Below are 14,202 nucleotides of genomic sequence, written 5' to 3' on the forward strand. Positions count from 1 at the left end.
GACCGTGTTGCGGTGCCGGTCGTTCCGTGGGTGATTTCGGCCAAGAGTGCTGCCGCGTTGACCGCGCAGGCCGCGAAACTGCTGGCTCACGTGGAGCGACACCCCGGGCTGGACCCGGTCGATATCGGCTATTCGCTGGTGACGACGCGATCCACGTTCGATCACCGGGCTGTCGTTCTGGGCAGGGACAAGGACGAACTCGTCGCCGGACTCACGGCCTTGGCCCAGGACGCCACCGCGCCCGGACTCGTGACCGGCCGTACGACGGTCGGGGCCAAGACCGTTTTTCTGTTCCCGGGCCAGGGCAGCCAATCGTCGGGTATGGGGCGCCTGCTCTGGGATCGGTATCCGGTCTATACCAAGGCGTTCGACGCCATCTGTGCCGAGTTCGACGGAGAACTCGAGACTTCGCTGCGCGAGGTGATCTTCGCCGACCCCGGCTCCGGCACCGCCGAGTTGCTGCATCAGACCGTGTATACGCAGGCCGCGCTGTTCGCGGTGGAGGTGGCGCTCTTCCGGCTGCTCGATTCCTGGAATGTGCGGCCGGACTGTGCGATGGGGCATTCGCTGGGCGAGATCACCGCCGCCCATATCGCCGGTGTCCTGCCGCTGAAGGATGCCTGCACCCTGGTAGCCGCACGCGGTCGGCTCATGCAATCCCTGCCCGCCGGCGGTTCGATGATGTCGGTATCGGCGGCGGAGGATTTCGTGGCACCCTTGCTGGCGGATTACGGAGACAGGCTAGGCATAGCGGCGGTGAACGCACCCACCTCGGTGGTCGTCTCCGGCGACGACGACGCGGTCGGAGAATTCGAAGAGGCGCTGGCAGCCGCCGGAACACAGACGAAGCGACTACGGACCAGCCACGCCTTCCATTCCCGGCGAATGGACCCCGTCCTGGCCGACTTCGCCGCGGTCTGCCGCGGCCTCGATTTTCACGCGCCCGGCATCGAAGTCGTTTCCAACCTCACCGGAAAGCCCGCGGACCCCACCCAGCTCGGTTCACCGGACTACTGGGTTCGGCATCTGCGCGACCCCGTCCGATTCATGTCGGGCGCCCAATACCTGGGCCGAGGTGGCAACGCCGGCAGTTTCCTCGAAATCGGCCCCGGCACCGCGCTTTCCGCGATGACGCGGGAAAGTCTCGCGGCTGCGGGCGATGCCACGCCACCGCAGGTCGTCACGTCGATTCTCCGGCTGAACCGTGACGCCGACACGGCCTTCGTCACCGGTGTGGCGGAGGCGTATGTGGTCGGTGTCGGTGTGGATTGGTCGGCTGTCTTCGCGGGGACCGGTGCCGGGCGGGTCGACCTGCCGACGTACGCCTTTCAGCGAAAGTCGTTCTGGCTGAACGAGAGTACGACTACAGATGTCGGCGCGGCCGGTCTATCCGCGGCGGGTCATCCGATGTTGGGTGCGGTGGTCGATCTGGCCGCCGGTAGCGGGGTGTTGCTGTCGGGGCGGTTGGGGTTGCAGACGCATCCGTGGCTGGCCGACCATCGGGTGGGTGGTGCGATCTTGCTGCCGGGGACGGCGTTCGTGGAGTTGGCGCTGCACGCAGGCAGTGTGGTGCAGGCTCCGGTAGTGGAGGAGCTGATCTTGCAGGCGCCCTTGGTGGTGCCGGACTCGGGCGCGGTCGAGCTGCAGGTCGCCGTCGACGAGCCGACGGGGTCCGGGCAGCGGTCGGTGACGGTGTTCTCCCGCCCCCAGGTCCCCGGCCACGGCTCGGGTGCGCCATGGGTGTGCCACGCGACGGGCGTATTGCGTTCGGAGAGTAAGGGTTTCGAAAGTTCGGGCGATTCGGCGCAGTGGCCACCCGCTGGTGCGTCGGCGGTCCCGCTGGGTGAGGTGTACGAAGATCTGGCCGAGGCGGGGTACGAATACGGATCGGTCTTCCGGGGTCTCCGGTCGGTGTGGCGTCGTGGGGACGAGACGTTTGCCGAGGTGAGCATGCCGGAGCATGCGCGGGCGGAGGTGGAAGGGTTCGGCATTCATCCGGCACTGCTGGATTCCGCACTGCACGCGCTGCTGGTCACGGGTGCGCTCGGTGCCGGAACCGCCGCCGGAGATGTCCGCCTGCCGTTCTCCTGGGAGGACGTTTCGCTGTCGGCTGTCGGCGCCACCGATCTGCGGGTTCGACTGCGGGTCGCGGGTTCCGATCGTGTCGAGATCGAGTTGTCCGATCCGGCGGGGGGACCGGTGGCGCGGGTGGGAGCGCTGACGGTTCGAGATGTTTCACCCGCCTCGTTCGGTGCGGCGGCGCAGCGCTTTTCGGTCGGTGACGCACTGTTCACGACCAACTGGTTGGCGGCTCCGTCCAAGGAAGCCGTTGTGCCGCAGGGTGAGTGGACGACCGTTGCCGACGAGACCGGCCTGCCGTTGGAGCGGTGCGTAGTCCACGGCCGGGAATACCTGGTGGCGCGGTGCTTCTTCGCCGAGATCGGTGCGGAGGGCGCCCGACAGGTGCGCACCGGTGTGACCGACGTCCTGGCGCTGTTGCAGAACTTGCAGGGGGTGGATTCGCCGCCGGCCGTCGTGGTCACCTCGGGTGCGGTCGCGACGCATCGCGTCGAGGATGTCGATGATCTGGTGGGCGCCGCCGTGTGGGGGCTGGTCCGCAGTGCCCAGAACGAGAACCCCGGACGGATCGTCCTGGTCGATGTCGGGGATCCTGCGGAATACCGCACCGGGGTCGTCGCCGCGATTTCGCATGGCGGCGAACATCAGAGTGCCGTGCGGGACGGGGAGGTACTCGTGCCACGGCTGGTACGAGTCGGCGCAGATGTCCTCGGCTCCGCGGAGCTTGTCACCGCCGGCGGCGATTGGCAGCTGGTGACGCGAGGGCGAGGGACGTTGCACGGCGACAACATGATCGCCGCTTCCCATGATTCGTCGCCTGCGTCGTTGCGGGCGGGTGAGGTTCGGGTCGGCTTGCGTGCGGTCGGCCTGAATTTCCGTGATGTGCTGATCGCGTTGGAGATGTACCCGATTGCGGACACTCCGGTCGGTAGCGAGGGTGCCGGTGTGGTGCTCGAGGTGGCCGACGATGTGGTGGATCTGACGCCCGGCGATCGGGTGATGGGCATCTTCGCGGGGATCGGGTCGACGGTGGTGGCGGATCAGCGGATGATGGTTCGTCTTCCCGAAGTGCTGACGTTCGAAGAAGCGGCCGGAGTGCCCGTCGTGTTCGCGACCGCGGTCTACGCGCTGCGGGATCTGGCGCAGGCGTCGCCGGGCGAGTCGGTGTTGGTGCATTCGGCGACCGGCGGTGTCGGTATGGCCGCTGTGCAGCTGGCGCGCCATTGGGGACTGGATCTCTACGTGACGGCGAGCGTTCCGAAATGGGATGTCCTGCGTGCCGCGGGATTTTCCGACGATCGGATCGGCGATACCCGGAGCACCGATTTCTCCGCCGAATTCCTCCGGAACACCGGCGGCTCGGGAGTCGACGTGGTTCTCAATTCGCTGACCGGCGACAAGATCGACGCCTCGCTGGAACTGCTGTCACGCGGTGGCCGATTCATCGAAATGGGCGTCACCGATATCCGCGAGGCGGAGCAGATCACCGCGCGGTATCCCGGCGTCGAATACCGCGCGTTCATGCTGCCAGAGGCGGGCGCCGACCGGATTCACGAAATCTTGGTCGAGGTGGCCGACCTGTTCGACACCGGTGCGTTGCGGCCGGTGCCGGTCACGGTGTGGGATGTGCGTCAGGCGCCGGAGGCATGCCGGTTCCTGAGTCAGGCCAGACACGTCGGAAAGAACGTCCTGTCGATACCGAGGAGCCGCAACCCCGAGGGGACCGTGCTCATATCCGGTGGCACCGGTGGTCTCGGAGGCAGGCTGGCCGAACATTTGGTGGCCGAGTGCGGTGTGCGCCATCTGGTGCTGACTTCACGCCGCGGGCCTGCCGCCCTGGGGGTCGGCGAATTGGCGTCGCGATTGTCGGAACTGGGCGCGCGGGTCGAGGTGGTCGCCTGCGACATGGCGAACCCTGCCGCGGTCCGATCACTGGTGGCGGGTATCGATCGGTCGCACCCGCTGACGGCAGTCGTTCAGGTAGCGGGTGTGGTGGACGACGCGGTCTTCTCGTCGCAGACGCCAGGGCATGTCGAGCGGGCGCTGCTGCCCAAGGTGGATGCCACGTGGAATCTGCACGAGGCGACTCGCGATCTGCCGTTGGACGCGTTCGTCATGTACTCCTCAGTGGCGGGGGTGCTCGGCAGTCCCGGCCAAGCGAATTACGCGGCGGCGAACGCCTTTCTGGACGGCTTGGCGCACCACCGCCAGCGGCTCGGCTTGCCGGCGACCGCCATGGCCTGGGGCGTCTGGGAGCGGCCCACCGGGATGACCGGGCACCTGCGGGACGCGGATCTCGAGCGATTGCGGCGTGGCGGTTTCGCGCCGATTTCGGACGCCAAGGGCATGGCCCTGTTCGATGCGGCGATGGCCACGGGTCTGCCGTCGACCGTGCCTGCCCCCATGGAACTGGAGGCGATTCGCCGGCGGATTGTCGACGTGGACGACATTCCGCCGCTGCTGCGCGGACTGGTCCGGGTAACCAGACGAGCTTCCGACAGCGATTCGGGTACCGTCTCGAAGCTGCTGGCTGAATCGGCCGGGCTCAGCCGCGCCGACAAGGAACGACTGTTCCTCGACGCGATCCGCTCGCACGCGGCCACTGTGCTCGGGCACGGCTCTCCCGACGACATCCCCGCCGACTCCGCCTTCGCCGACCTGGGATTCGACTCGCTCGGCGCGGTCGAGTTCCGCAATCGAGTGCAGTCCGCGACCGGTGTGAAGCTGTCGGCGACCGCCGTCTTCGACTATCCGACTCCCTCGGCATTGGCTCGCTACATCGGCGAGCATCTCGCGCCCGACGACAACCCGGCAAGACGAATACTCGGTCAGATCGACTCACTCGCCGAGACCTCGCTACTCGGGGATCTCGAAGATCAAGACCTCCGGATCTTCGCGGATCGTATGGAGGAAATGGCCAGGAGGGTCAGGGCGACATTGCCGGAGAGCGTCGTTGTGAGTCGTGAGGTCGATCCGGAAGAGGACATAGATTTTGATGAAGACGACGCCATATTCGAGTATCTGGACCGTTCCGATCCGACGTTCAACTGAGTTGAGAGGTCTTTCGCAGTGAGGGAGGACGAGCTCCGGGACTATCTGAAGAAGGCCGTCAAGGACCTGCAGAAGGCTCGCCAGCGCTTGCGGGACATCGAGGCGAAGTCGCGCGAGCCGATCGCGATCATCGGCATGTCCTGCCGCTATCCAGGTGGCATCGAATCACCTCAGGACCTGTGGGAGACCGTTCTGAACGGTCGCGATGTCATCACGGATTGGCCGACGGATCGCGGGTGGGACAACCTTGTCCGACATGGTCTCGGGCCCATAGATTTCGACAAGATCCGGAGTCGTTCCGGCGGATTCCTCACCGCGCCTGGCGAGTTCGATGCCGAATTCTTCGGGATCACGCCACCCGAGGCGTCGGCGATGGATCCACAACAGCGCCTGGTGCTGGAAGCGGCGTGGGAGGCTGTCGAATGCGCCAGGATCGATCCACGGACGTTGCACGGCAGCGACACCGGCGTCTATGTCGGCGCGGGCAATGACCAAGGCTATGGATCCCTGGAGGCGCAGGGGGAGTACGCCGATACCGACTCGACGGCTTATCTGACCGGAAGTGTCGCGGCGCTGGCCTCGGGGCGGATCTCGTACATCCTGGGCCTGAAAGGGCCTGCGATAAGCCTGGATACCGCGTGTTCGTCAGGTTTGGTGGCCGTGCATACGGCCGTGCAGGCCCTGCGTTCGGGCGAATGCGCGATGGCGCTGGCCGGGGGCGGTTCGGTCCTCGCGACGCCGGGAGTCTTCGCGCTGTTCGAGGGCGGTCTCGGAGTGGCCGGAGACGGGCGGGTGAAATCGTTCGCGGCGGGCGCCGACGGGACGATTTTCGCCGAAGGCGTGGGAATGCTGGTGCTGGAGCGCTTGTCGCAGGCACGGCGGCTCGGGCACGAGGTGCTGGCGGTGGTGCGTGGTTCGGCGGTCAATCAGGATGGTGCCTCGAACGGGTTCATGGCGCCGAACGGCCTGGCTCAGCAGCAGGTGATCCGCGCGGCGCTGGCCAACGCCGGGGTGCCGGCCGCCGAAGTGGATGTGGTGGAAGGACACGGGACCGGTACCGAGCTGGGGGACCTGATCGAGGCACAGGCATTGCTGGCGACCTACGGACAGAGCAGGCAGCAGGATCGGCCGTTGCTGCTGGGATCGATCAAGTCGAACATGGGCCACACACAGCTCGCTTCCGGGATCGCGGGGGTGATCAAGATGGTGGAGGCGATGCGCTGCGAGACAGTGCCGTCGACGCTGCATGTCGATGAACCCAGCCCCCATGTGGACTGGTCGACCGGGGGCGTGCACGTGGTTACCGAGACACAGTCGTGGCCGGACAATGATTGGCCGCGCCGGGCCGCAGTATCGTCCTACGGAATCAGCGGCACCAACGCGCATGTGATTCTCGAGCAGGTTCCCTCGGGCGTTCCTGTCGACGCGACAGATTCGGCCGTGCTCTCGGTGATTCCGTGGGTGATTTCGGCCAAGAGTGACGCGGCCCTGATGGCGCAGTCGGCGAAGCTGCTCGCTCATGTGCAGCGGCACCCGGAGTTGGATCCGGTCGATATCGGTTATTCGCTGGCGACGACACGATCGGCGTTCGACTACCGGGCCGTTGTCCTCGGCAGGGACAGGAAAGAACTCGTTGACGGACTGACGGCATTGGCCGAAGGTTCCACCGTGACGGGGCTTCTCACCGGCCGAACGGCCGTCGACGCGACGACGACCTTCCACTTCGCTGGACGGGATACCGGTGCGGGACAGCTGCTGTACGAGGAATTTCCGGTTTTCGCCGCCGCGTTCGACGCTGTCACTGCTGAGTTCGGTGAACAGCCGGCGGCGCCGTTCACGGTGGAGGTTGCCCTGGTCCGGTTGCTGGAATCCTGGGGTGTGCGGCCGGATTGTGTGATGGGCAGTTCGCTGGGTGAGATCACCGCTGCTCATGTCGCTGGTGTTTTGTCGTTCAAAGATGCCTGCACGCTGGCGACCGCGGACGAATTGCCCACGGCACTGGCCGATTTCGCTCTCGCGGAGCCGTCGATATCGTTCGCGGCCTCGGGCGAACCGGCCGGGCCGTTCGGCTCCTTGTACACCCCGGAGCCGGCGCGCGACGTGCTGGCACGTCCGGGAGCCACCCTCATCGAGATCGGATTCGACGCACCGCATGCGCTTCTTCGGGGCGTCGCGGGCGGCTGGATTCGAGGGATCCGGGTCGACTGGGGAGCCGTCTTCGGACGGCGGGGCACGGTGGCATTGCCCACGTATGCATTTCAGCGGCAACGCTATTGGCGTGGCATCGCCCTCGGAAATGAGGAATCCAAGTGAGTCATGACTCGTCGGGCGCCTCGTCCGGTTCGCGGCCGGTGAATATTCCCGGTGAGCGAGAAATCCGTTCCTGGTTCATCGGTGCACTCGCGGAGAAGCTGGCGGTACCACGCGCGGAGATCGATACCACCGTGCCGTTCGCGGAGCTGGGATTGACGTCGCTGCAAGGCGTGCGGATGTCGGATGAGCTGAGTCGATGGCTCGGCGTCGCGGTGTCGGCCGGAGTCGTCTTCGACTATCCGACAATCGATCTGCTGGCCCGTCACCTGTTCAGTGAGATCAGCGACGGTGACTCGACCGAGATGACCGAAGCATCGGATCCCGGGGACGAGGATGCCGGGGAAAGTTTGGAAGACATAGAGGAACTGCTCCGACTGCTGGATGAGGATGCCGGCGGGGATGGTCACGGGGAGACCGAGTGAGTACTGCGAACTCTTTTCGCAGCTTGATTTGAATGGGTGCGCATATGTTCGGTTCGTTTTTGGATCTGTTGATGCTGCGGAAGGCGGAGCAAGGATCTGGTCTCGCCTTCCGATTCCTGAAAACGGGCGACATCGGCGGTGACATCGATGAACTGACCTACGCCGACCTGGAACGCCGGGCCATGGCGATCGGGGCACGGTTGCAGGCCGAGGGTTTCGCGCATCGGCGGGCGTTGTTGCTGTACCCACCGGGGATCGAGTTCCTCTCGGGCTTCTTCGGCTGCCTTGCCGGTGCCGTGGTGGCGGTGCCGGTGCCGTTGCCACAGCGGCACGAGGTCGATCGGGCGTTGCGCCGGTTGCGTCAGGTCATCGCGGACGCCGACATCCAGGTGGTGCTGACCACCCGATCGGTCATCGATGCGCTCGGCGCGGTGGTCGAGCAGGTGCCGGAACTGGCGAGGCTGCGATGGATCGCGACCGACGAAGTTCCCGGCGATATCGCGTCGACCTGGTCCGATCCCGGGGTGGGCCCGGAAACGGTCGCCTTTCTGCAGTACACGTCGGGCTCTACGAGTGCACCGCGAGGCGTCGTCGTCACCCACCGCAACCTCCTGCACAATCAGCAGGCGATCGCCGAGGCCATGGACCACACCCCCGAGCGGGTGGCGTCGTGGAACGGTTCGTTGTTCGTCAGCTGGTTGCCGGTGTATCACGACATGGGGCTGATCGGGCCGGTGTTGCAGACGGTGTATCTGGGGGTCGATGCAGTTCTGTTCTCTCCGTTGCACTTTCTGCAGAAGCCGGAGCGGTGGCTGCACGCGGTATCGCACTTTCGGGCGCACACCAGCGGCGGTCCCAACTTCGGCTACGAACTGGCCGCACGGCGAGTCACCGCCGAACTGGCAGAACAGCTGGACCTGAGCCGATGGCGGGTGGCGTTCAACGGGGCGGAGCCGGTGCGCGCAGGCACACTGCGCCGATTCGCGGACGCGTTCGCACCGTCGGGGTTTCGGCCGGAGACATTCCAGCCGGTCTACGGCTTGGCCGAGGCCACGCTGCTCGTGACGGGCGCTCCGGTCGATCGCGCACCGACAGTGGTGAAACATTCCACCGATGCCGACCCCGCCCGGTCACGTGAGGTGGTCGGGGTGGGTTACCCGCCCCGAGGTGTCACGCTCGCGATCGTGGATCCCGAGCGAGGCGTGGAGTGCCGCGACGGCGAAGTCGGCGAGATCTGGGTGTCCGGCGACAGTGTGGCGGCAGGGTATCTGAACGACGAGGACAAGACGGCCGAGGTGTTCGGCGGCGTCCTCGTCGACGGTCGGGGTCGTTTTCTGCGGACCGGCGATCTCGGATTCCTTTCCGCGGGCGAATTGTTCGTCGCGGGGCGGAGCAAGGATCTGCTGATCATCGACGGCAAGAACCACTACCCGCAGGACATCGAGTTGACGGCCGAATCCGCGCACGGCTCGGTGCGTCCGGGCTGCGTCGCGGCGTTCCCCGTGGACACGGGCGATGTCGGGGAGCGGCTGGTACTGGTCGTCGAAGTGGCGGCGACCGAGGCGGACGAGCTGGACTACATCCGGGCAGCTGTCCGCGGCGCCGTTGCTACCGAACACGCCATCGCCATCCACGATGTCGTGCTGATCCGCCCGCGAACGATCTTGAAGACGAGTAGCGGCAAGGTCCAGCGCCGGGCTTGCCGCACAGCCTATCTCGACGGCGAACTGGACACGGTCGAGGTTCCGGCAGGCGCTGCGGCAGCGGAGAACCTGGAGACTCGACGCATCGCCGACACGGCTTCGGCGGCGCAGATCGAGGCGTGGCTGATCGCCGCGGTGGCGCAGGAGACCGGCCTGCACCAGGACCGGATCGACGTCGATCGTCCGCTGGCCGAATTCGGTTTGGGCTCCAGCAGTTTGGTCCGGCTCACGGCGAGTTTGGCCGAAAGCATCGGCCGGGATGTCGATCCGAGTGTGATCTTCGAATATCCGACTATCACCGCCCTCGGCACCGTCCTCGCTGAGGCGGCCACACCACGAGCCGACGAACAGCCCGACACCGGCGACAGTGCCGTGGCGATTGTGGGGATGGCATGCCGATTGCCCGGCGGAGCAGACGATCCGGAAGCATTCTGGAAGCTGCTGGCCGACGGGACAGACGTAGTCGGCGAGGTGCCGTCGGGTCGATGGAACCTCGACGGGCTGTACCATCCGGACCCCGACGTCGCGGGCACGGCATACACGCTGCGGGGCGGTTTTCTCGAGCGGATCGCCGAGTTCGACGCCGCCTTCTTCGGCATCACGCCGCGGGAAGCCGCGGCGATGGACCCGCAGCAGCGGCTGCTGTTGCAGACCAGCTGGGAGGCGATCGAACGGTCCGGGTGTGATCCTCGCGCATTGAGCGGTACGTCGACCGGGGTGTATCTCGGGCTCTACAGCAGCACCTACCTCGCCGGCGCGGCGCTGGCTCAGCTCGACGGTTATGTGGGCACCGGTTCGGCGACCAGTGTCGCGGCCGGCCGGATCGCCTACCAGCTGGGCCTGCACGGCCCGGCGGTGACCATCGACACGGCGTGTTCGTCGTCGCTGGTGGCGCTGCATCTGGCCGCGCAGGCACTGCGGGCGGGTGAATGTGATCAGGCCCTCGCGGGTGGGGCCACGGTGTTGGTGGGCCCCGAGACCCACGTTGAGTTCAGCAGGCTGCGTGCGATGTCGCCGTCTGGGGTGTGCAGGCCGTTCTCCGCCGACGCCGACGGCATGGTGTGGGGCGAAGGTTGCGGCGTGGTGATGCTCAAGCGCCTGGACGACGCCGTGCGCGACGGCGATCCGGTGCTGGCGGTGCTTCGGGGGTCGGCCGTCAACTCGGACGGTCGCAGCCAGGGCCTGACCGCTCCGAACGGTATCGCGCAGGAACGGGTCATGCGCGCGGCGCTGGCCGCGGCGGGTCTGCACGCGGCCGACATCGACTACGTGGAGGCGCACGGCACCGGCACCACCCTCGGCGATCCGATCGAAATGCGGGCGTTGGCAAGGGTATTCGGTACCGGTCGCGAACCGGGGCGTCCGATGGGGGTGGGTTCGGCGAAGTCCAACCTCGGGCACAGCCAGGCAGCGGCCGGGATCGTCGGCGTGATCAAGACCGTGCTCGCGCTGCGGCACGAGACAGTGCCTGCTTCGCTGCACGCCGAGCATCCGACCGAGCGGATCGACTGGGAGACGAGCGGTGTCGCGGTGCAGAATCGGCCCGCGCGGTGGCTTCGCGGTAACCGGCCGCGGCGGGCCGGGGTGAGCTCGTTCGGGATCAGCGGCACCAACGCGCATGTCGTCCTCGAGGAGGCGCCACCCGCGGCTGTCGAACCGGACGGCGCGGGCAGCGCGACCTTGTTCCCCCTCTCGGCCCGCAGTGATGCCGCACTGCGCGGTCAGCTCGAGCGCCTGATCGGCCTGGTGGAATCGGATCCGGGCCTCGCTCTGCCGTCGGTGGCGCGATCACTCGCCCTGCACCGCACGCACTTCGAGCGCCGGGCAGTGGTCGTGGCCGCCGATCGTGCGGAGTTGCTCGAGGGACTTCGGGCAGTCTCGCTGGGCGAGCCCGCGCCGAACACGGTGGGGCCCGAGGACGCGGTGATCTCGGGCAAGGTGGCGTTCGTATTTCCTGGGCAAGGATCCCAGTGGCTGCGGATGGGCCGGGATCTGTGGTCGCAATCCCCGGTGTTCCGAGCCGAATTCGCACGTTGCGACGACGCGTTGCGCCCCCACACCGGCTGGTCGGCGGTGGGTGTGCTGTGTGGTGATGCGGACGCGCCCCCGCTGCGTGACGATGATGTCGTGCAGCCGATGCTGTTCGCGGTGATGGTGTCGCTGGCCGCGATGTGGCAGGCGGCCGGCGTGCTGCCGGACGCGGTGGTAGGCCACAGCCAGGGTGAGATCGCCGCGGCCTATGTCGGCGGTGCCATCGGGCTGGCGGCCGCGGCAGCCGTGATCACCCGGCGCAGCCGGGCCTTGTCGACCGTCAGCGGTGGTGCGATGGCGGCGGTCGGATTGCCTGCCGCGGCACTGGAAGCGAGGCTGGGTGGCGGGGTGTCGGTGGCCGCGGTGAACAGTGGCGCCTCCACCGTGCTGACCGGTGACCGCGAGGCCGTGACGGCCCTGCTGGCCGAACTGGAGCAGGAGAACGTCTTCTGCCGTCTGCTGGCGGTGAACTACGCATCGCACTGCTCGGACATGGACCCGCTGCGGGAGCCACTGGCTGCCGAGCTGGCGGGGATCGTTGCCCTTCCGGCCTCGATCACCTGGTACTCGACAGTCTCCGCGGAGCCACTGCCCGCCGAGCCGCTGGCGCCGGACTACTGGTATCGCAATCTGCGCGAGCCGGTCCGTTTCGCCGACACGATCGAGCGGATGATCGGCGACGGCTACCGATTCTTCGTCGAGGCGAGCCCGCATCCGAGCTTGACCACGGCCGTCGAAACCGTTGCCGCGGAGTGTGATCGCGCGGTCGTCGCGGTCGGCTCCCTGCGCCGAGGCGAAAGCGGTCCACGTTGTCACGATCGTGCGGTGGCGCAACTGTACGTCAGCGGTTTCGGGCTGGACTGGACACCTCTGATGCCCGCGTCCGGCCGCGCCGATCTGCCCACGTACGCCTGGGATCCGCAGTCGTACTGGACCGAGCCGAAGGGAATCGGCACGAGCAGGTCGGGGCTGTCCACGATCGGTCACCCGCTCCTGGATGTGGTGGTGGCGCAACCGGATTCCGGTGGTGTGGTGGTGGCAGGCAGGGTGGCCATGGCGTCGGCCGGCTGGCTTCGTGATCACACCGTGGGTGGCTCGGTCCTGATGCCCGGTGCGGCCCTCGTGGAGCTGGCCGTGCGAGCAGGTGACGAGGTGGGCTGTCCGGTAGTCGCCGAACTCGTGCTGCACGCGCCGTTGGTGGTGCCCGCTGTGGGAGGCGCCTACCTGCGAGTCGTGGTCGGCGGTCCGCAGCAGGGTGGGATGCGTTCGGTGTCGGTGTACTCGCGCGAGGAGGGCAGGACAGAGGACGGCGAGCGACCCTGGGTGTGCCATGCGTCCGGGGAGTTGTCGCCACAGACCTCGGCGCCGACGATGCCCGAACTGGCCCAGTGGCCGCCGGCGCGCGCGGTCGAGTCCGATATCGGGCGTTTCTACGCTGACCTCGCCGAGCGGGGATACGAGTACGGTCCGGCGTTCCAGGGTGTGCGCGCGGCGTGGCGGCGCGGCGCGGACGAGGTGTTCGCGGAGGTGGTGTTGCCGGAGCCGGAGGACGTCGGCCCGTACGCGCTCCACCCTGCGCTGTGGGACGCGGCGGTGCAGGTCATCGCGTTGGCCGGGTTAGAGCCGGCGGACGGGTTCGTGCTGCTGCCCTTCTCCTGGTCCGGGGTGTCGATACACGCGGTCGGCGCGACCGCGCTGCGGGTGCAGCTGACCCGCAGCGGAGACCGGCAGGTGCGGGTGCGGATGGCCGATCCCTCGGGCGCGCCGGTGGCCTCGATCGAATCTCTTGCGGTGCGGGACATGTCGTTGTCGCAGTTCACATCGACCGTCTCCGGACCGGGATCGCAATTCGCGGTCGAATGGGTGCCGCTTCCGTCGCCGGGGCGCACCGAAACCGTGGCGCGGACGGTCTTGACGGTGCGACCGCCCGATGCGCCGCACGGTGTCCCGGCCGACCTGGCGGCATCGACGCGGACCGCGGTCGCCACGGTGCTCGAACGGGTGCGGCGGTGGCTGTCGACCGGCCCGGATGCCCCGCTCGTGGTGGTGACGTGCCGGGCGGTGTCGGTCCACGGCGAGGACGTGGTCGATCTGAGCCGCGCGCCGGTGTGGGGATTGCTGCGCTCGGCCCAGACGGAGAATCCCGGGCAGATCGTGCTGGTCGATGTCGAGGATTGGACACAGGTCGACACCGCGGTGTCCGCGGCGCTGGCGGTCGACGAGCCACAGGTGGCATGGCGTGACGGTGCGGTACTGGCACCCCGGCTGATCAGGGACAACGGACAGTCCACCCTCAGCGCGCCCGCCGGGAGCGCCGCCTGGGGACTGGTCACCCTCGGTACCGGCACGCTGGACGCGGACAACCTGGCCTTGCGGCCGTGGACGGCAGCGGATCGGCGGCTCGGTCCACGCGAGGTGCGCCTGGGTGTGCGTGCCAACGGTATGAACTTCCGCGATGTGCTGATCGCGCTCGGCACCTACCCCGACCCGGGCATCGCGGTGGGTGCCGAAGGCTCGGGCGTGGTCCTCGAGGTGGGGGAGGAGGTGACCGATCTCGCGCCCGGAGAACGGGTGATGGGATTGTTCGCCGGCGCCGGTTCGGT

General features: G+C 67.5%; 3 protein-coding genes and 1 pseudogene. All 4 read left to right on the forward strand.

Going from position 1 to position 14,202, the window contains the following annotated elements:
- The first annotated feature begins 12 nt into the window (after window positions 1–12).
- Complete coding sequence (locus ACFVVI_RS23190) at window positions 13–5,130, forward strand: SDR family NAD(P)-dependent oxidoreductase (protein ID WP_387446764.1); 5,118 nt, start codon at window positions 13–15, stop codon at window positions 5,128–5,130.
- An 18-nt stretch (window positions 5,131–5,148) separates the two neighbouring features.
- Window positions 5,149–7,443 (forward strand): type I polyketide synthase, encoded by a 2,295-nt coding sequence (locus tag ACFVVI_RS23195; protein ID WP_387446765.1) that lies wholly within the window; start codon window positions 5,149–5,151, stop codon window positions 7,441–7,443.
- Window positions 7,440–7,865, forward strand: a complete 426-nt coding sequence (locus ACFVVI_RS23200) for an acyl carrier protein (protein WP_387446766.1) — start codon at window positions 7,440–7,442, stop codon at window positions 7,863–7,865. The genes ACFVVI_RS23195 and ACFVVI_RS23200 overlap by 4 nt, the downstream gene beginning before the upstream one ends.
- A gap of 71 nt (window positions 7,866–7,936) precedes the next feature.
- Window positions 7,937–14,191: pseudogene (locus ACFVVI_RS23205) on the forward strand (beta-ketoacyl synthase N-terminal-like domain-containing protein); the annotation flags it as partial.
- Window positions 14,192–14,202: the final 11 nt, after the last annotated feature.

This window comes from Nocardia sp. NPDC058114 (genome assembly GCF_042884695.1).
Taxonomy (GTDB): domain Bacteria; phylum Actinomycetota; class Actinomycetes; order Mycobacteriales; family Mycobacteriaceae; genus Nocardia.